This is a genomic window from Shewanella algidipiscicola (assembly GCF_003605125.1).
GTDB lineage: Bacteria > Pseudomonadota > Gammaproteobacteria > Enterobacterales > Shewanellaceae > Shewanella > Shewanella algidipiscicola.
The window spans coordinates 146,518-164,451 of sequence record NZ_QPQT01000005.1; the positions used below are offsets into that span (position 1 = coordinate 146,518).

Sequence of the window (17,934 nt, forward strand, 5' to 3'; positions counted from 1 at the left end):
TTAAACCTCCGATGCTTTTAGCTTGTTTAGGAAGGTCTCAAAACCTTCATTGCCAAACCAGAACTCAATAGCACGCTGTACGCCACGTCCGGTCATAGTGGCGCCACTGATGGCATCGACGCCATGTAGGTCGCCCGGCTTAGCGCCGCCTTTCACCACTTTGAACGCAACCTTGCCTTGTTCGTTAAACAGTTGCTTCCCCTTAAAAGTATCGGTCCAGGCGGTATCATTGAGGAAATCACCAATACCTGGGGTTTCACCATGTTCGTAAAACACCACATTCTCGATGGTATTGAAATTGGGTTTAACCGCCACATAGCCATAAATCATCGACCACAGCCCTTTACCGTAGATAGGCAGTACCACGGCGCGCAGCTCACCATTGTCATTAAACACTTTAAATACCCGCGCTTTGTCGGCGCGGCTTTTGATTTTGGCGGTGTCTTTTTTAGGCTTACTCGAGGTCTCGGGGTTAATCGCCGCCATACGCTCATCAAAGTCGAGTACATCGCTGCTGGTATCAACCTCACCGGTATCGAGTTCAACCAATAACGGGGTGACTGACTTAGCAAAAATTTGTCGAAAATCTTGTTCACCAGAGATATCCACATCGGCCGCCATCAGCACATAACGCTTTAACTCGTCACGTTTTTTGGCCAATTTACGCTCTTTAAGGATCTCGGCGGTACCTGTGATCATAAATGAACAAGAGAGGCAGAGAATGATAGTGAAAATCATGGTCCCCACGACGGTGTCTTTCTTAAATGCCATTAGGATTTATCTCCCATATCGACGCGCGAATCGCGACTGGACAGTCGAAATAAAAACGATGCGATGATCGATGACCATAAATTGGCCGTCTGCACTTGTAACATCTGCTGTGATTTATGCGGCATTACGTTTTAGCCTCCGCTTCATATTGCTACGGGCAACGACATAGTCGAATAAGGGTGCCCACAGATTGGCAAACAGGATAGCCAGCATAATGCCCTCTGGCATTTTGAGGTTAAGCACTCGAATGAGCACTGTCATAAAGCCAATCATCAAACCGTAAAAGAACTTGCCCTGACGGGTGTAAGCTGTGGTCACAGGATCGGTCGCCATAAACATCATCCCCAGCGCAAAACCGCCAGTCACTAGATGCCAGGTCCACGGCATAGCAAACATCTCGTTTTTATCCGAACCAATCAGATTAAACATCACCGCCGTCAATACCATACCTAGCATGACACCCACCACAATGCGCCAATCAGCCAAGCGGGTTAAGATCAGCATTAAACCACCAAGCAAAATTGCCAAGGTGCTGGTTTCGGCAATGGTGCCCACCGTAAAGCCAAACAGGGCATCCCACCATAATGGATCACTAAAAGCTTGATACCAGCTCTGATCGACAAAGCTCAGCTTGCCCGCAGCCACTTGCGTTAAGGTTGTCGCTCCGGCAAACCCATCAACCGCCACAAACTGCGACAACTGCGCCACCTGAGTAGGATAGGCAAAATAGATAAAGGCGTAACCCGCAAGCGCTGGGTTAAGGAAGTTATACCCCATGCCGCCAAACACCTCTTTAGCCATGATCACCCCAAAGGTAATGCCCAAAGCCACAATCCATAAAGGAGTCGACACCGGAATGATTAAGGTAAATAGCAATGCGGTAACAAAGAAACCTTCGTGCAGTTCTTGGCGACGCACCTTGGCGAACACCACCTCCCAAAAGAGGCTAACCGACAAGGCGGTCAAATAGATAGGCACATAGAAACTCAGGCCATAAGCAAAGCGACTTAACAGCCCAGATTGCTCAGTGAGCCCACCGGTGACGGCATTAAAGGCCAATAGCTGCCACACATCAGGCGTAGTCAACCCTGACGCCAGTGCTAGCTGCGCCTGTAGGCCCAAGTTATAGACGCCGATTAAGATGGCCGGCAGCAGACATAGCCCAACAATCGTCATGGTACGCTTAACATCAATGGCGTCACGCACATGCACCTTGCCTTTGGTACTGCGACCATTGGCATAGAGCAAGGAGCGAAAATAGCTGCGCATTGACTCGCCATGAGCATAGTAATCAGTGTGTTTGTCAGGCGTGTTATTTGGCTTACTCATTACCCTTCCCTCTCAATAATATCTAGGCAGATGCGCAGCTCTTGGCCAAAATCATATTTGCCTGGGCAGACAAATGTACACAACGCCAAATCTTCTTCATCGAGCTCTAACGCTCCAAGCAACTGCGCTTCGTCGGTGTCACGCACCACAAGATCTCGCATCAGTAGCGTGGGTAAAATATCCAACGGCATAACGCGATCGAGTTGACCAAATGCCATCATGGCGCGATGCGAACCGCCCGCCTGGGTGGTTAAATTAAACAACCGCTTAGCACCTTTAAAGCGTGACGTCACCGCACGAGTGATTGAGAACTTATCTGAGCCACCGCGTACCCATGGCAGCAGCTGGTTGCCATCATCTTCAGCCAAAATAGAAATTTGTTGGTGGAAACGTCCAAGGTAATCGTGAGGACCATCGGCTGTGTGCCCAGCAAGAATAGAGCCTGACACCACCCGGTTGTTACCTGGCTTCATTTCATCTAGCACAAGCTGACTTAACTGAGCGCCCATCTGAGTGCGTAGCAAACGCGGATTGGCCACCATTGGGCCGCCAAGAGCAACCACACGACTGGTGTATAGCTCGCCCGTTAAAAACAGCTTGCCGTAGGCAATCACATCTTGGTAACCCAAGTGCCATACCGGCCTTTCGATGCTCGCGGGTTGAATAAAGTGAATGTGAGTACCCACTAGGCCTGCAGGATGTACTCCGGCAAAGCGGTGACTGATCACTTTGGGTAGTTCAGCACCTGGTAGAGCCTCACCAGCATCGTGGCACAGATGTATCGGGCCATCGGTTAAATAGCCCAGCACAGTTAAACCTGCGGCAAACGCTTGTGGCTGCTCGGCAATGATAATGCGCGGATCGGCCGCCAACGGATTAGTATCCATAGCATTGACAAAAATGGCCGTCGGTTGGCTATCGAGCTGGGGAATGCGAGAAAAGGGACGCGTTCTGAGCGCCGTCCACAAACCACTCTTGACGAGGTTGCGCTGCACGGCCTCGCGGCTTAATTGGCTCAAATCGCTGAAAGATTCAAACGTAAGCTTGTCATCTCCTTCAACCGCAATCACAACAGATTGCAGGCGACGACGTTCGCCACGATTAATTTCGACTACCACGCCGCTAGCGGGCGCCGTAAATAACACGCCGGGGGTTGTTTTGTCTTCAAACAGCGGCTGGCCTTGCTTAACGCTATCGCCAACCTCAACCAGTAATGTGGGTTTTAATCCTACATATTCTTCGCCCAGTAACGCTACTCGACTAGGAAACGCCGCTGTTTCAATCTCTTGCCTTGGCTCACCGGCGATAGGCACATCTAAGCCCTTTTTGATTATCTTAATCTTGTCTGAGAAACCTGCCATCGCAAACATCAACCATTAAAATTTTGGGATACGCAATAGTAAATGATTGTTAACTAAAATACCGATAGTAAAGTCACACTCCGACACCATTTGGTAACTAAGCAACGCAGCTTTACCCGACAATGTGACATTGATCATTGAAAATGGACTCTACATCGACACTCTGACCCAACAATGTAGTTTTATAACAATAAAAACCATCTTTAGTACTAGGAGCTGGCCTACAAAGGGCCCACAAGCCCAACTGTTGAGCCGTTACGCGATATCTCACCATGAAAGTCAGCTTACTGATGACCCAGACAATATGCCCTAAAAAAACATTTAGACATCCAGACGGCCAAGTGCTATGTTCATCATTCACTCAAAGGAACAGGAACCCCATAAGATGAAACTCGAATCATTAGCACTGCACCATGGATATGAGTCGGAAGCGACCACCAAAGCGGCCGCCGTCCCCATCTACCAAACCACCTCCTATACCTTTGATGACACCCAGCATGGTGCCGACCTATTTGACTTAAAAGTGGCCGGCAACATCTACACCCGCATTATGAACCCTACCACCAACGTGTTAGAGCAGCGCTTAGCGGCAATCGAGGGGGGCATTGGTGCCCTTGCTGTAGCTTCGGGGATGGCCGCCATCACCTATGCCATCCAAGCCTTAACACAGGTAGGCGACAACATTGTCAGCACCAGCCAACTCTATGGCGGCACCTATAATCTGTTTGCCCACACACTGCCGCGCCAAGGGGTTGAAGTTCGCATGGCGGCATTTGATGACTTTGACGGCTTAGCAGCGCTCATCGACGACAATACCAAGGCGTTATTTTGCGAATCGATTGGTAATCCGGCCGGTAATATTGTCGATATTGAACGTTTAGCTGAAATCGCCCATAAATATGGCGTGCCACTGATCGTCGACAATACAGTGGCAACACCTGTGTTGTGTCGCCCGTTTGAATTTGGCGCCGATATTGTGGTGCATTCACTCACCAAATACATTGGTGGCCACGGCACCACAGTTGGCGGTGCCATTATCGACTCGGGTAAATTTGACTGGGCAGCGCAACCCAAACGCTTTGCCGTGCTCAACGAACCCGATCCCTCTTATCATGGCGTTGTCTATACCGAGGCCTTTGGCCCTGCCGCCTTTATTGGCCGATGCCGCGTGGTGCCACTGAGAAATACTGGCGCGGCGCTTGCCCCGCAAAGTGCCTTCTTACTATTGCAAGGGCTTGAAACCTTAGCACTGCGAATGGAACGCCATTGCAGCAACGCACTGACCTTAGCGCAATATCTCAGTCAGCATCCGCAGATAGCTTGGGTCAATTATGGTGCATTGGAGGAGAGCCCCTATCGCGATAACTGCAATAAGATCACTGGCGGCAAGGCTTCGGGCATAATCAGCTTTGGCATTAAAGCGCCATCGCCAGAGGAAGCTAAGGCCGCAGGCGGGCGCTTTATCGACGCGCTGCAGATGATCTTACGTTTGGTTAATATTGGCGATGCGAAATCCTTAGCTTGTCATCCCGCCACCACCACACACAGACAGCTTGACGCCATCGAACTGGCTAAAGCTGGGGTATCAGAGGACTTGGTACGTATCTCGGTGGGCATAGAGCATATTGATGACATTATTGCAGATGTAGCACAGGCACTGGAAAAGGCCAGTCACTAAGTGACGGTGCGGGGCTTAAGCTGGCGTGTGAACGCTAGTATCACTTGACTAATCTAAGTAGTGATGTCAATCGAAGTAGTTAAATCAACCTAAATAGCTACACAGATCAAAAATGGCTGACGACGCTTAATCGTGAGCCATTTTTTGTTCCCCCATGCAGGGTTAAGCGCGTGATTTATCTTGAGCAAGCTGCTCGGCATCGAGGATCTGCATGCCCGCGGTGATCGCCACGACCGCCTTAGATTTAAACTCGCGACGGTAGAGGGTATACACCACCACCACACTGGCAGCAATAAACAGCAAGGGATGAAAGAAGCCACATAACACGGCCATGGCAAAATAGTAGGAACGCAAACCGTAGTTATAGGCGTGCGCGGCGCGGTCTTGTACTCTAGCCATCTGCAACGCATAGTCTTGCAGCGGTTTATTAGTACCACTTTTATCCACTGGCGTAGCCCCAATCATCACGTTTAAAAAGCCATATTGGCGCATCGACCAGGTAAACTGAAAAAAAGCCATCACAAAAATAAATGCCAATAACGTCAGCTTCAATTGGATCAGCAAGTGTTCGGGCGGCGCCGTTAAGGGAATCGATGCGATCACCGATTCTAAGCGCTCCACTTGGGCAAATAGGGTAAGCACACCGGCAAGAACCAGCATAGTGGTCGAGGCAAAAAAGGTAATATTACGCTCTAAATTGGCCAGTAATGCCGCCTCTGCCACCCTCACCTCACGGCCCACTAACTGGTTCATCCAATGAATACGATGTTGATGCATGCATTTAGCGATACAATTACTTGTTTTAGCCTTAATGCGTGCAAATCGGCTATAGCCCGCCCAACAACTAAAAAAGCAGAGCGCGGCAATCATGTCGAACAGATAATAGGTCATCACAGTTAATTGTCCTTAACGCACACGTCCACCGAGTGCTGGCCTCGTCACAGCATACCTGCGACGACAACTCATTAAATCATATGCCATTAGTATTGCAAAGAGGCGACAATCCCACTCGCTCAGCCTTTATCCACCCTCTGGTAAAACACTTCATACCAAACACTGAAACACCTGTTAAATAATTGTTTTTTAATTTAATGAGTTGTAGAATCCTGACCTAGTAATAACGACTAATAAACAGTAAAGGATTATTTATGATGTTATCCATTAAACACAACTTGCCAGGCTTGTTGCTATCGGCACTTTTGCTCACCGCATGTGGAGGGGGTGGCAACGGTAGTACAACAGATACCTCTGGAGGCACTATCGATACTGGCGCCAATAATGGTGGTTTGGCTTGGGTTGAGGGTGAGTTTATCCCATATGCTCAACTGGCTAATCAATGCGTTGCCGATCAAAGTGGCTCCGAGCTCAGTGAAAAGTTGTGGCTGCGTTCATGGAGTAACGACACCTATTTATGGTATGACGAAATCGTCGATACCGATCCTGCACCTTATACCGTACCCGAGTACTTTGAACTGCTCAAAACTAATGAGCTATCGGCGTCTGGCAATATCAAAGACAAATTCCATTACGCTATGTCCAGTGCCGAGTGGGAACAATTAAATCAGGCGGGAGCGTCGTTAGGCTACGGCTTTAATTTATACTTACAGCAGGCCAGTGCTGGGATGGATAGAAAAGTCACAGTGACCTTTAGCGAGCCCAATTCTCCTGCGGCGTTGGCCAGTATCGGCCGTGGTGCGGTACTCGTCAGCGTCGATGGCGTCAGTATTAAAGATGCAAATGACAGCGACTCAATCAATATTCTCAATGCCGGTCTATTTCCTAGTGTCTCTGGCAAACAGACTGACTTTGGCGTACTCGACTTAGGCGCCACCGAGATCCGCAATGTCACTTTAACCGCCACCAGCGTGGTGTCGACACCAGTGCCTATTGCCAGCGCCATCCCCACATTTAGCGGCAATGTCGGCTATATCCAATTTAACGCCCATATCGCCACTGCAGAGCGTCAATTGGTTGATGCCATCAACGGCTTAAAGAATTCTGATGTACAAGATCTGGTGTTGGACTTACGCTACAACGGCGGTGGCTTACTCGCCCTAGCAAGCCAATTGGGTTACATGATTGCCGGTGAGCAAGCGACCCAAAATCGTACCTTTGAACGACTCACCTTTAACGACAAATACCCTAATCGCGATCCTGTGACAGGTGAAGCCTTAACCCCAATCCCCTTTATTGATCAGAGCATAGGTTTTGATCCCAACACACTTGCACAAGGGGAAGCCCTCCCCTCACTCAACCTGCAACGGGTGTTTGTACTTACCACTAATAATACTTGTTCTGCCAGTGAAGCCTTAATGAATGGCCTGCGCGGCATCGATATTGATGTGATCCAAATCGGTGGCACTAGCTGTGGTAAGCCCTATGGTTTTTATCCAACTCCTAATTGCGATACCACCTACTTTAGTGTGCAATTTAAAGGCGTCAACGACAAAGGCTTTGGCGATTACTCTGACGGTTTTGTCCCCAGTAGTAATCCCACTTTGGCCAGCGATCTTCCAGGTTGTGTCCTTAATGATGACTTTAGCCAGCCGCTAGGGAACATCAATGAACGCTTGTTATCTGCCGCGCTCTATTATCGCGACAATAACCGTTGTCCAGCCCTTAGCACATCATCAATGGGCAGGGTCGCCGCTCAGGCACCCTTTATCGATAAAGGGTTTACCCTCGAAGATACTCGAGTACAAAGTAAGCTTCGTAATAACCGTGTTTGGCCTACTGGGCTATAAGGAGTACAGATGCAAGCTCATGCTAAATCTCGCGCACGGCTTGGTTGGTGGCTGATGACTTACTTGTTGCTTGCCGGTTGCAGCCTACAAGCCGATGACAGTCAGGCAGAAGCCTTGCCGGCAGTCATCACCGAACCTAGCGCTGCCAGCACCTTAGAGTTAGAGCGTACTATTGCCACTCTGCTGCAGATGCAAAAAGTGACACTGGCTGCGGGGGCTTTTACTCAAACCCCCAACCTGACACTGGCACGCCTAGAGCATAAGGATGCCAACGGCGTGCTTATTATGGGGCGTGACTATGAATCGCCGCGCATTGTGCAGTTATTAATAAAAGACGGCCAGTGTCTGCTGGCCGATGAGCAAGGTAAGCAAAGCCCGCCTCTAACTCATACTCGATGCAGACCAGCCAAATAGCATGGTGAGCTCCTGCCAACAGCAATAGCCCACAGCGATAAGCCAAAGCCTTGCACTAAAAAAGCCACTGTCTTATTAAACACAGTGGCTTTTTTTATGGGCGATAATGTTAACGCCAGTGTTGACTCACAACGCAGATAACCATCTAGGCGCAGATAGCATAATTTTGTATCTGTGGCCTTTTACCTATGGCAAGTTATCTGCCACATTTCACGCCGTATCATCCTCGCTGGCCGCAATTTTGGCTCGCAAATCGGCACTGACAATGGCGAGCGCTTCCAGCGCAACTTGTGGGGCAATGGCGTGTGTTTCTAATAAGTAGATCAGATCCACCGCCAGTTTAATCTCATCGCTAGCATCCGCTAAGGGGCTTGCTGTCACAGATGGCGTCTCGATGCTGGCAGCTTGTGACTGATGTTCTTGAGAGGGATCTTCTTCTGGGCGATAGGCCTTAGGCGACATAGCTTAATTTAGGTTAACCAAAGTGAGTCGATATTTTTACATAGCCGCTAGGACACAACAAGCCTGCCGAGGCGATAAGTTAAGCGTCGCCAGTCAGGCTCGACAAATTCGTCGCTAATTGGCAAACAACCTCTACTTAGCAACAATATAAGCGGCTTGTGCAAAGTATGAATATTTAACCGCTTAGCGACAGGATCAAACAGAAAGACTTTAGTGTTGCCCCCAGACTGAATATACTGCCCCTATAATGAACCGACCACGAATGGTAGATATGAGCGAAAATAGCGCCCCGAAACCCCAAAAACTGGATTTTTCAGCCATCAATAAAACGACGGCAAAATCCTTTAATGAACAAAAAAATCTGATCAAACGACTCTTTAAAGGCAATACCGTGCTGTGTGAAGTCTGCCAGCAACCACTGCAACTTGTGGTGCCAACCGATAAGCAAGCCAGTGGTAAATACGGCGTATTTTGTAAAAAAGGCTGCACCGATATTGAACTTGAGATGGAAATGATCGCTTAATTCGGCGCCTTTTTATCATGAAACCTTCGCCAGAGTTGCTATGCGCTTATTAAAATCAACCATCCATCCCGATCTCGATAACCCACAGACGAACGCGAATGGCTTTCACCGCCAGGCTGCACGCGGCATCATTTTACGCGGTGAAGAGGTGCTGATGCTCTATACCGAACGTTATCACGATTACAGTATCCCCGGCGGCGGTGTGGATGAAGGTGAAGATATTCGACAAGGGCTAATACGTGAACTGGCAGAGGAAACGGGCGCACACACCATTGAAATTGTGTCTGAATTTGGCCGCTATGAAGAGTATCGCCCCTGGTATAAGGCCGGCTTTGACTTTGTTCATATGGAGTCATTTTGCTTTGTATGCTCCATCGGCGAAACACTTGGAGACACTAAGCTTGAAGCCCATGAGATCCAAAATGGCATGTATCCGGTCTGGATTAATATTCATGATGCCATCGCCCATAACGAGCACACTATGGCCCATAGCGATAAAAAAGGGATGTCGATCGAACGAGAGACATTCTTGCTAAAACGCATTGTCACTGAATTGCTCTAGCAGTCAAGGGAATGAAAGAGCGCCCGAGGTGCTCTTTCATCATTAGCGACAATTATTGATAAAATTCGCAGGCAATTTGTGAGGCGAGTTTAGCATTGTTAAACACAAGCGCTATGTTCGCGGCCAAGCTACAGCCTTCAGTTTTTTCAGCCACTTTCGCTAATAGGAATGGTGTAGAGGCTTTGCCCGAAATGCCCTTTTCTTCCATCTCCACAACGGCATTTTTAATCACCTGATCGATCATCGCTTTATCTAGTGCATGCTGCTCAGGGATGGGGTTAGTCACAACAACCCCCCCTTTTAAGCCCATCTGCCACTTAGCTGCCATCGCATCGGCAATCTGTTTCGGGTCATCGAGACGATAGTCGACATTGAAATCACTTTCTCTGGTATAAAATGCGGGTACTTTTTCCGTTTGGTAACCCACCACAGCTACGCCTTGAGTCTCGAGATATTCTAAGGTTAGGCCGATATCCAAAATTGACTTAGCGCCAGCACAAACAACGGCAACCTCGGTATTGGCAAGCTCTTGTAGATCCGCAGATATATCGAAAGTCTCTTGTGCGCCGCGGTGTACGCCACCGATACCACCAGTCGCAAACACTTTGATGCCTGCCATATCCGCTAAAATCATCGTCGAAGCAACAGTGGTCGCCCCATCTGCTTTTTGCGCAACAATGAAAGGAATATCGCGACGACTCGTCTTAATTACCGCTTGACCCGCCTTGCCTAAATATTCGATCTCATCATGAGTCATACCCACTTTAAGACGTCCATTTAAGATGGCTATTGTTGCAGGTATCGCACCATTATCACGAATGATTTGCTCTACCTTCAGTGCCGTTTCAACGTTTTGTGGATATGGCATACCATGAGAAATAATAGTTGATTCTAATGCGACAACCGGACGACCTGCATCCAATGCGGCTTTCACTTCGGGGTTAATATCTAGGTACTGCGCTAACATATAGACTCCTTGATCACTCGATTTACAGATATTTCAGACATATTAGGGTTAATCGTTGCAATATCGGACAGTGCGACAACTGCTGCCGCCATCGCAAACTCGGTCGATTTTCGTGTCGACCAATCTTGAATGAAGCCATGGGCAAGCCCTGCAAGAAACGCATCTCCCGCCCCATTGGCATTTACCATAGAAACCGGGATGGCAGGGATAAGTGCTTGCTCCTGCTTATCGCTATAAAAAACACCATCTATGCCTAAGCTTAAAAAGATCCGCTCAACCCCTTGCTCATGAAACCAATTAGCTAAGTTAGGTAATTGGTCATAATGTGAAATAGCAATGCCAGAGAGTTGCTCGGCCTCTTTCAGATTAGGTTTAAGGGTATGAATCGCATTGAGGTAGGGTTTTAATTTAGTCGCTTTCGCACAAGAGACGGTGTCAACAAACAGTGGAATATCGGCGTAATTACTCAGGAGGTATGCCAAACTCGCTTCCGATAAATTAGCGTCGATCACAATTAAGTCGGCCCGTTGTAGCATCGCCTGCTGCGATTTTAAGACATCGACATTTAAACGTTCTAGGATAGCCATATCGTTGATAGCCACATGCATATCGCTATCACCGTCGAGGACAGAAAGATAAGTCGACGTGATACCATCGCTCAATTGCAAAGTATTTTTCATATCGATGCCAGCGTGCTGACAGTGCTCGATGATCTGTTGTCCGTAAGCGTCTTTGCCCACCGCGGTCATTAAGCGCGTTTCGGTGCCAAGACGAGACAAGTTTTCGGCGATATTACGTCCCACACCACCCGGAGAGCAACTTACGCTTCCAGGATTTGAATCGCCAACGCGAAGTCCATCCGTTGGGCGGCCAAGAATATCCATATTCGCCCCACCAATCACCACGGCATAGCGCGCTTTCGCTAAAATATATCCTTTGCCGCGGATAATCCCTTTGTGCGTCAGATTCATAATGTGCCCAGCAACAGCGGAACGACTAATACCGATCTTATCGGCCAACTCCTGCTGAGGAATTAAGGGATCTTGCTTAAGTATTGCTAATATTTCTATTTCACGTTCAGTCATTTGAGTGATCCCATCAATAGCAGGCAAACAAATGTTTGCTAAACAAACTTTTGTTTTAAAGTAATGTTAGCCAACAAATAACGCAAGTTAAATTTGCACTTAATTGATAAATTTTGTGATCGCAAGCAGATTTAAAACCCACAAAAAAACACACAAATCACAAGTAAAGCCACAACAACAGCAACAAAAAAGGCGCTAATAGCGCCTTTCGAGGGAGGGTTAAAACGGCATCTTTGGTTAATACGATTACCGCTTATGGTGCTTAGTAATAAACTTATCCAGCTGATTACCAAAGGCCTGTTTTTCGCTTTGGCCAATCGCCGCAGGGCCACCGGTTTGTACGCCACTGGCACGCATGGTGTCCATAAAGTCACGCATATTAAGAATCGATTTAATATTTTGCGTGGTATACAACTCACCTCTTGGATTTAACGCAAAACCGCCTTTATCAATCACCTCTGAAGCCAGCGGAATATCGGCGGTGATCACCAAATCGCCTGCACTTAAGCGTTTGACTATCTCATCATCGGCTACATCAAAGCCTGACGAGACAGTGACTAAATTGATGAAGCGGGATGGCGGAATTCGCATTACATGGTTAGCCACTAACGTGACCTCGATTTCGGCGCGATCGGCAGCGCGAAATAGCATCTCTTTTATCACCCCAGGACATGCGTCGGCATCGACCCAAATTTTCATTTACCCCTCCAGCTCGTTTGAGCAAACACTTATGTGCCTAGCATATAGGCCCTGTCGCAGCACGATTAAGTTCATAATTGGTTGGCGGCGACTATAGCATAAATCCGCTTAACGACCGAATATGCCCAGTGTGCATTTTTGGCCGAGGGTCGATTAACACTTTGACAAAAGATATGGTATTTTTATCTCACTATCAGGGCTTTATTAGTAATCAATTTATTATGACAGTAGTTATTTCCAACGCACCTGCGCCAGTATTTACGCCAGAGACCTTAGCTTTTTTGACTCAATTAGCAGCGAACAATCATCGCGACTGGTTTAAGGCCAATCAAGCCGACTATGAAGATAAGGTGCGCACCCCTGCACTTCAATTTATTGAAGCGATGACACCGCATATTCAGCAGCTATCGCCTCGCCTCACGGCGGTAGCCAAAAAGGTCGGCGGCAGCCTAATGCGCCCCCAACGTGATGCCCGCTTTAGCAAAGATAAAACCCCGTATAAAATCAATGTCGGCATTCAATTTCGTCACTTCCAAGGCAAGGATGTGCATGCACCCGGTTTTTATCTACACATTGCCAACGAAGGTTGCTTTATCGGCGCCGGCATTTGGCATCCTGACAGCAAGGCGTTAAACCGCATTCGTAGCTGTATCCTTGATAACCCCAGCGCCTATAAACAGGCCTTAAAGCAACTGACTGCTGCCGGTTTTTCCATGGACGGAGACAGCCTAATCAGGCCACCAAAAGGATTTGATAAAGACCACCCAATGATTGATGAGCTTAAGCGCAAAGACTTTATCGCCATCAAAGCCATCAGCACAGAGCAACTATTTGCCGATAATTTTGACCTATGGTGTGCCGAGCAATTTAGCCACGCCAATAAGCTGATGGCTTATCTTTGTTTTGCATTGGATTTAGATTATTAATCAGCGGCCATTAATATGCTTAATTAAAACGCACCGAAATACAGCGCTATCGCGGCGCTGTAGGTTTATCTGTGTCACCGCTATGTACGACCACAGTTTATTGACTCTATTGAAGCCCTTGAGCCTTAGATGAAGCCCAAGGGCACTCACTGACATAAAAGCACTGCGCTTGTTGATACGATCTCGATATTCACATTATCACTCGCAGCAATAGATCAGCTCCAATACCACAGCAGAGCACCTTTCATTTTATCCTCTGCGTTTGACATGTTGTTATGCGATTTTCATTTGTCCTTTCAACACCGTAACCGCCTGCCCCGATAATTTAATCAAGCCTGATGCCAATAGCTCAACATCAACATGGCCCCCTCGTGAAGAAGCCTGAAACCCTTGCATGCGAGACTTATGTAACTTTTCTGACCAATACAGGCATAAGGCACAATGGGCTGATCCCGTAACGGGATCTTCATTAACTCCGACCCAAGGGGCGAAGTATCGTGAAACAAAATCAACTGCGGAGTCTGATTTAGCCGTGACCAGCACACCACGGCCTTGAAGTTTGGCTAAGCCGCCAAAATTAGGCGCAAGCCGCTTGAGCTCATCTTCACTATCGAGCACGATGAGTTGTTTGGTATCAAAAGTGCCATAATCGATGACGCTATCGGCAGCCATACCCAAAAACTGGATGAGTTCAGGGTCCACGCGAGTAGCCATGTCTAACCGAGGTGCAGGAAACAATAGATGAATACAATCGCTATCCAGCTCTGCTTGTAATATTCCCGATAGCGTATTGAACTCAATGATGTCACCAGTACGATTGCGCCCTAGTTCTTTAAGTATATGCGCAACGGCTAAGGTGCCATGACCACACAGGCTTACTTCAACTTCAGGTGTAAACCAGCGTAATTGCATGGTATCAAGTGCTAAAAATGCCGTTTCTGACACCGCCATCTCAGCTGAAATGGCCAGCATAGTGCTCTTATCAAGACTCTGCTCTGTGATACATACCCCAGCAGGATTGCCTTTGAAAACTTCAGATGTGAACGAGTCAACTTGATAAATATTTACTTCCACTGCATCTTCCTAATTGATAATGATACGGGCACCTCTAAAAGCCGAGGTTTCCTTAACAGATGACCCCTTTCACCGCGAGCAGGTGTCACCACATTTATTGATACTTTATCCCTTTGTGCTTTAACCAGCCATGAGGGTGACGATTGTTAGGATCTTTATGTGTCCAGTGAATGACACCGCCTTTTTTATTCCACTCATATTCGCCGTAAAATTGTACTGTGTCGCCCATAGTTAAGTTAGGGATCCTAGGGGCAATATCGATGTTATGCGCAATTAAAATACTCTGTCGATTATCGAGACGTAAAATAAAGCGTTGGTGTCTTGAACCTTTATCATCATCGGCTAACACACGACTCACAATGCCCTCACCCTGCACCTGAATATCACTTTGTTGTGATTCATAAGCCTGTTGTAAAAGCGCATCATTGGCCCACACCGGCAAGGACAATAGGGTCAAGCTCAATAGAATACGGGTTAATATCTGCTTCATTCTTAGCCTCACTTAATAGCGAAAACCTATCCACAAGGGCCACGATAACCAGTTCGATCTTATGCTTAAGGCGCATCTTAACCATGCCGTTATCGTTATACAGTTCTTAACACCATGGGATGATCTGGCTTTAACTGCAATAGATCCCAGAGATTACCATAGAGATCTTCAAACACAGCGACGGTGCCATACTCTTGCTCTGCAGGCTCTCGAATAAAGTTCACTCCAACAGAAACCATGTGTTGGTAGTCACGCCAAAAATCATCAGTATTAAGGAATAAAAAAACGCGTCCACCCGCCTGATTGCCGATATAGGCCTCTTGCGCAGGTTTAGATGCTTTTGCGAGCAGTAGCCCCATCCCGTTTGAGCCCGGCGGCGCTACCACCACCCAACGTTTGTTTTGTTCAACTTGATAGGTATCTTCGACCAGATCAAACTTTAACTTATTGACATAAAAATCAATCGCCTCATCATAGTCTTTTACGACTAATGCAATATGGACAATATTTTGTTTCACAGCGGCTCCTCACTGGTTATAAGGCTAGATTAGACGCCGCCGTCGCAGCCAACGTTAACATAGCAACGAAAAGGTATACTGTTTCTGAGCCACATTCAGCCTAGTGTGAAGAGCTAATCGTAACGACTTCGCAGGCCTTAAATATGACTCAAAGCATCGATGTCGTGACTCACTATCACCGCTATATTCTCAGTGATTTTCTCGGCACTCCAGTCCCACCATGCCACCGACAACAAGCGCTGAATTGTCGCATCATCAAAACGATACTTAATCACTTTAGCAGGGTTCCCGCCCACTATGCTGTATGGCGGTACATCAGATGTCACCACAGACTTACTGGCAATGATGGCCCCATCGCCTATCGATACCCCAGGCATAATGGTGGACTCATACCCGAGCCAAACGTCATTACCAACAATCGTATCGCCTTTATAGGGAAGCTCACCCGCTTCAGGCATAGATTTTTCCCATCCTTGGCCAAAAATATAAAATGGATAGGTCGAGATGCCAGCCATATTATGGTTGGCACCATTCATAATAAACTCTACCCCTTTAGCGATGGCGCAAAACCGACCTATGATCAATTTGTCACCAATAAACGGGAAATGATAAAGCACGTTGGCTTCAAAGTTTTCCGGACCATCAGGGTCATCATAATAGGTATAATCACCGACAATAATATTGGCCGATGAAATAAAGTTTTTCAGAAAACCCACTTGAGGAAATCCTGCCATAGGGTGTTTTTCATTTGGATTAGGACCGTGCATATATTAACTCCGAGAGTATATTATGGGAGGTAAAATCTAAACGCGATTAGTGGCTTAACTAGACTCAAGTGTGACTCCTTGTTGATTTTCCTTGAACCCTTGCTAAATATCCCCTAGGAAATACTTGTTCGAAAAAAGTACTTAAGAAATAGTCCTTAACGACTGAACCTTGTCACAAACTTACGGCAATTCAGACGCAAACCCCATGCTCGCGCACTCTTGACGGTATCTACTAGCCGATTTTTGTCGCCTTAATTGAGTAAATAAGCGGTACTAACTGACCTTGGTAGCGCAACTGATATCCTGCACTATCAACATATTCGAGCCCCTCGAAACAATCATAAGGGCTTGATGGATACTCTTTAAACGCTTCGATTGTAAGGCCTGCGCTGATAAGCGCAGTGAGCACCTCACTGAGCGAATGCGCCCAGGTCACCACAGGCGATTTTCGCCCGTCACAATTTTCGGTGTAGGTGCCCTCCTCTTCGACATCGGGATGAGGTTGAGGAAAGTAGGAGTAACCAGATAGCAGATCGTTAATGCTGTGAAACTCAACCAGATGTAGCTCACCGCCAACACACAAGGCATCGGCAACCATTTGTGCCCACTGAGTTAAATCGGGCAGCCAGCAGAGCACGCCGTATGAGGTGAAGACAATATCAAACTGCTCGCTATTATCGATGCCAAATTGATAAAGATCACTTTCGATAAACGTCGCTTCGAGTGCCGATTGCTCCGCTAAGCGTCGTGCATATTCAATGGCTACACTGGATAGATCGACACCTGTTACAACTGCACCTAATCTCGCCCATGACAGGCTATCTAAGCCGAAATGACACTGTAGATGCAGTAGCCTTTTCCCCTCAACCGCGCCCACTTGCTGCAGCTCGATAGGATTTAATGAACTGTTTCCCTTAAGAAAACCTGCCACATCGTAAAACGTTGAATTAACATGGATAGCCGCACGCTTATTCCATGTATCTTGATTAATGGTTAAATAGTCCATTTTATTGATCTGTATTCCTAAAATAGAGACAACTGAGGCAAAGCTGCATCGCTCAACATAGCCATACTCTATGGTTACTCGGTATCCGTTTGTGAGCACTCTGCCTGCCAAGCCTCAATGGCATCGGCGGCGGCGCGAAATGCCTCGATACCCGATGGCATGCCGCAGTAGACCGTTGAGTGCAGTAACACCTCTTGGATCTCTGCAACCGTGCAGCCGTTTCGCAGTGCGCCTCTCACATGGCCTTTCAATTCGGTCGGTGCCTTTAATGTAGCCAAAGTGGCAATCGTAATAAGGCTACGAGTTTGCTTTGAGATCCCCTCTCGCACCCACACTTCTCCCCACGCATTGCGGGTCACCAAATCTTGCAATGGCTGGGTAAACTCGGTGGCTGAATTTAGCGCCCTATCGACAAATGCATCGCCCATCACTTCTCGCCTTACCGCTAACCCTTGTTCGAACTTATCTTTATCCATGCTTATTTCGTGCTCCCACACATAGTTGATGCCATAGAGGTAATACCGGCTCCCCCCTCGACTATAAAGTACCCGTACAAAA

20 protein-coding genes are annotated in these 17,934 nt (G+C 47.5%); 6 read left to right on the plus strand and 14 right to left on the minus strand.

Annotated elements, in window-relative coordinates; all coding sequences use genetic code 11:
* The 3 genes from DVO77_RS06955 to DVO77_RS06965 all read right to left on the minus strand — a co-directional run bounded on the left by DVO77_RS06955 (position 1) and on the right by DVO77_RS06965 (position 3,461).
* Positions 1–771 (minus strand): Na(+)-translocating NADH-quinone reductase subunit C, encoded by a 771-nt coding sequence (locus DVO77_RS06955; protein WP_119977829.1) that lies wholly within the window; start codon positions 769–771, stop codon positions 1–3.
* A 114-nt stretch (positions 772–885) separates the two neighbouring features.
* Positions 886–2,100, minus strand: coding sequence for an NADH:ubiquinone reductase (Na(+)-transporting) subunit B (locus DVO77_RS06960; protein ID WP_119977830.1), 1,215 nt, complete (start codon positions 2,098–2,100; stop codon positions 886–888).
* The gene (locus DVO77_RS06965) at positions 2,100–3,461 is read right to left on the minus strand and encodes a Na(+)-translocating NADH-quinone reductase subunit A (protein WP_119977903.1); all 1,362 of its coding nucleotides are present in this window, start codon (positions 3,459–3,461) and stop codon (positions 2,100–2,102) included. The genes DVO77_RS06960 and DVO77_RS06965 overlap by 1 nt, the downstream gene beginning before the upstream one ends.
* A 385-nt stretch (positions 3,462–3,846) precedes the next feature.
* On the opposite strand from DVO77_RS06965, the gene DVO77_RS06970 reads away from it, so the two are divergent.
* Positions 3,847–5,139, plus strand: a complete 1,293-nt coding sequence (locus DVO77_RS06970) for an O-acetylhomoserine aminocarboxypropyltransferase/cysteine synthase family protein (RefSeq protein WP_119977831.1) — start codon at positions 3,847–3,849, stop codon at positions 5,137–5,139.
* Between the two features lie 162 nt (positions 5,140–5,301).
* Here the strand turns inward: DVO77_RS06970 and DVO77_RS06975 are convergent, their stop codons facing one another.
* Positions 5,302–6,030: a DUF599 domain-containing protein gene (locus DVO77_RS06975; protein WP_110458561.1), complete on the minus strand. Its 729-nt coding sequence runs from the start codon at positions 6,028–6,030 to the stop codon at positions 5,302–5,304.
* Between the two features lie 260 nt (positions 6,031–6,290).
* On the opposite strand from DVO77_RS06975, the gene DVO77_RS06980 reads away from it, so the two are divergent.
* Together DVO77_RS06980 and DVO77_RS06985 are read left to right on the plus strand one after the other, a co-directional pair.
* Positions 6,291–7,883 (plus strand): S41 family peptidase, encoded by a 1,593-nt coding sequence (locus DVO77_RS06980; protein ID WP_119977904.1) that lies wholly within the window; start codon positions 6,291–6,293, stop codon positions 7,881–7,883.
* A gap of 9 nt (positions 7,884–7,892) precedes the next feature.
* Positions 7,893–8,297: a hypothetical protein gene (locus DVO77_RS06985; protein WP_119977832.1), complete on the plus strand. Its 405-nt coding sequence runs from the start codon at positions 7,893–7,895 to the stop codon at positions 8,295–8,297.
* Between the two features lie 210 nt (positions 8,298–8,507).
* Here the strand turns inward: DVO77_RS06985 and DVO77_RS06990 are convergent, their stop codons facing one another.
* Positions 8,508–8,759 (minus strand): DUF2496 domain-containing protein, encoded by a 252-nt coding sequence (locus tag DVO77_RS06990; protein ID WP_211328781.1) that lies wholly within the window; start codon positions 8,757–8,759, stop codon positions 8,508–8,510.
* A 271-nt stretch (positions 8,760–9,030) separates the two neighbouring features.
* Here DVO77_RS06990 and DVO77_RS06995 point away from each other — a divergent pair, with 271 nt between their 5' ends.
* On the plus strand, positions 9,031–9,282 hold the full coding sequence (locus DVO77_RS06995) for a hypothetical protein (protein WP_119977906.1): 252 nt from the start codon (positions 9,031–9,033) through the stop codon (positions 9,280–9,282).
* Between the two features lie 40 nt (positions 9,283–9,322).
* Positions 9,323–9,844, plus strand: a complete 522-nt coding sequence (locus tag DVO77_RS07000; protein ID WP_119977833.1) for an NUDIX hydrolase — start codon at positions 9,323–9,325, stop codon at positions 9,842–9,844.
* A 52-nt stretch (positions 9,845–9,896) separates the two neighbouring features.
* On the opposite strand, the gene DVO77_RS07005 is transcribed toward DVO77_RS07000, so the two are convergent.
* The 3 genes from DVO77_RS07005 to DVO77_RS07015 all read right to left on the minus strand — a co-directional run bounded on the left by DVO77_RS07005 (position 9,897) and on the right by DVO77_RS07015 (position 12,595).
* Positions 9,897–10,811, minus strand: a complete 915-nt coding sequence (locus tag DVO77_RS07005) for a pseudouridine-5'-phosphate glycosidase (RefSeq protein ID WP_119977834.1) — start codon at positions 10,809–10,811, stop codon at positions 9,897–9,899.
* A complete protein-coding gene (locus DVO77_RS07010; protein WP_119977835.1) occupies positions 10,805–11,896 on the minus strand; it encodes a PfkB family carbohydrate kinase in 1,092 nt (363 codons plus the stop codon). The genes DVO77_RS07005 and DVO77_RS07010 overlap by 7 nt, the downstream gene beginning before the upstream one ends.
* 246 nt (positions 11,897–12,142) lie before the next feature.
* Positions 12,143–12,595, minus strand: a complete 453-nt coding sequence (locus DVO77_RS07015; protein ID WP_110458556.1) for a YaiI/YqxD family protein — start codon at positions 12,593–12,595, stop codon at positions 12,143–12,145.
* Positions 12,596–12,816: 221 nt separating this feature from the next.
* Here DVO77_RS07015 and DVO77_RS07020 point away from each other — a divergent pair, with 221 nt between their 5' ends.
* On the plus strand, positions 12,817–13,521 hold the full coding sequence (locus tag DVO77_RS07020; protein WP_119977907.1) for a DUF2461 domain-containing protein: 705 nt from the start codon (positions 12,817–12,819) through the stop codon (positions 13,519–13,521).
* Positions 13,522–13,794: 273 nt separating this feature from the next.
* Here the strand turns inward: DVO77_RS07020 and DVO77_RS07025 are convergent, their stop codons facing one another.
* The 6 genes from DVO77_RS07025 to DVO77_RS07050 all read right to left on the minus strand — a co-directional run bounded on the left by DVO77_RS07025 (position 13,795) and on the right by DVO77_RS07050 (position 17,852).
* Positions 13,795–14,595: a PhzF family phenazine biosynthesis protein gene (locus DVO77_RS07025; RefSeq protein WP_119977836.1), complete on the minus strand. Its 801-nt coding sequence runs from the start codon at positions 14,593–14,595 to the stop codon at positions 13,795–13,797.
* 94 nt (positions 14,596–14,689) lie between these two features.
* The gene (locus DVO77_RS07030; RefSeq protein WP_110458554.1) at positions 14,690–15,085 is read right to left on the minus strand and encodes a DUF3465 domain-containing protein; all 396 of its coding nucleotides are present in this window, start codon (positions 15,083–15,085) and stop codon (positions 14,690–14,692) included.
* Between the two features lie 95 nt (positions 15,086–15,180).
* Positions 15,181–15,603 (minus strand): VOC family protein, encoded by a 423-nt coding sequence (locus tag DVO77_RS07035; protein WP_110458553.1) that lies wholly within the window; start codon positions 15,601–15,603, stop codon positions 15,181–15,183.
* Between the two features lie 137 nt (positions 15,604–15,740).
* The gene (locus DVO77_RS07040) at positions 15,741–16,370 is read right to left on the minus strand and encodes a Vat family streptogramin A O-acetyltransferase (protein ID WP_110458552.1); all 630 of its coding nucleotides are present in this window, start codon (positions 16,368–16,370) and stop codon (positions 15,741–15,743) included.
* A gap of 232 nt (positions 16,371–16,602) precedes the next feature.
* On the minus strand, positions 16,603–17,376 hold the full coding sequence (locus tag DVO77_RS07045) for a class I SAM-dependent methyltransferase (RefSeq protein WP_110458551.1): 774 nt from the start codon (positions 17,374–17,376) through the stop codon (positions 16,603–16,605).
* Between the two features lie 74 nt (positions 17,377–17,450).
* Positions 17,451–17,852 (minus strand): carboxymuconolactone decarboxylase family protein, encoded by a 402-nt coding sequence (locus DVO77_RS07050; protein ID WP_119977837.1) that lies wholly within the window; start codon positions 17,850–17,852, stop codon positions 17,451–17,453.
* Positions 17,853–17,934 lie beyond the last annotated feature (82 nt).

What these genes read in the sequence shown, in the direction of transcription:
- DVO77_RS06955 (WP_119977829.1), bottom strand. Translation starts at nt 771, where the DNA reads ATGGCATTTAAGAAAGACACCGTCGTGGGGACCATGATTTTCACTATC.
- DVO77_RS06960 (WP_119977830.1), bottom strand. Translation starts at nt 2,100, where the DNA reads ATGAGTAAGCCAAATAACACGCCTGACAAACACACTGATTACTATGCT.
- DVO77_RS06965 (WP_119977903.1), bottom strand. Translation starts at nt 3,461, where the DNA reads ATGGCAGGTTTCTCAGACAAGATTAAGATAATCAAAAAGGGCTTAGAT.
- DVO77_RS06970 (WP_119977831.1), top strand. Translation starts at nt 3,847, where the DNA reads ATGAAACTCGAATCATTAGCACTGCACCATGGATATGAGTCGGAAGCG.
- DVO77_RS06975 (WP_110458561.1), bottom strand. Translation starts at nt 6,030, where the DNA reads ATGACCTATTATCTGTTCGACATGATTGCCGCGCTCTGCTTTTTTAGT.
- DVO77_RS06980 (WP_119977904.1), top strand. Translation starts at nt 6,291, where the DNA reads ATGTTATCCATTAAACACAACTTGCCAGGCTTGTTGCTATCGGCACTT.
- DVO77_RS06985 (WP_119977832.1), top strand. Translation starts at nt 7,893, where the DNA reads ATGCAAGCTCATGCTAAATCTCGCGCACGGCTTGGTTGGTGGCTGATG.
- DVO77_RS06990 (WP_211328781.1), bottom strand. Translation starts at nt 8,759, where the DNA reads ATGTCGCCTAAGGCCTATCGCCCAGAAGAAGATCCCTCTCAAGAACAT.
- DVO77_RS06995 (WP_119977906.1), top strand. Translation starts at nt 9,031, where the DNA reads ATGAGCGAAAATAGCGCCCCGAAACCCCAAAAACTGGATTTTTCAGCC.
- DVO77_RS07000 (WP_119977833.1), top strand. Translation starts at nt 9,323, where the DNA reads ATGCGCTTATTAAAATCAACCATCCATCCCGATCTCGATAACCCACAG.
- DVO77_RS07005 (WP_119977834.1), bottom strand. Translation starts at nt 10,811, where the DNA reads ATGTTAGCGCAGTACCTAGATATTAACCCCGAAGTGAAAGCCGCATTG.
- DVO77_RS07010 (WP_119977835.1), bottom strand. Translation starts at nt 11,896, where the DNA reads ATGACTGAACGTGAAATAGAAATATTAGCAATACTTAAGCAAGATCCC.
- DVO77_RS07015 (WP_110458556.1), bottom strand. Translation starts at nt 12,595, where the DNA reads ATGAAAATTTGGGTCGATGCCGACGCATGTCCTGGGGTGATAAAAGAG.
- DVO77_RS07020 (WP_119977907.1), top strand. Translation starts at nt 12,817, where the DNA reads ATGACAGTAGTTATTTCCAACGCACCTGCGCCAGTATTTACGCCAGAG.
- DVO77_RS07030 (WP_110458554.1), bottom strand. Translation starts at nt 15,085, where the DNA reads ATGAAGCAGATATTAACCCGTATTCTATTGAGCTTGACCCTATTGTCC.
- DVO77_RS07040 (WP_110458552.1), bottom strand. Translation starts at nt 16,370, where the DNA reads ATGCACGGTCCTAATCCAAATGAAAAACACCCTATGGCAGGATTTCCT.
- DVO77_RS07045 (WP_110458551.1), bottom strand. Translation starts at nt 17,376, where the DNA reads ATGGACTATTTAACCATTAATCAAGATACATGGAATAAGCGTGCGGCT.
- DVO77_RS07050 (WP_119977837.1), bottom strand. Translation starts at nt 17,852, where the DNA reads ATGGATAAAGATAAGTTCGAACAAGGGTTAGCGGTAAGGCGAGAAGTG.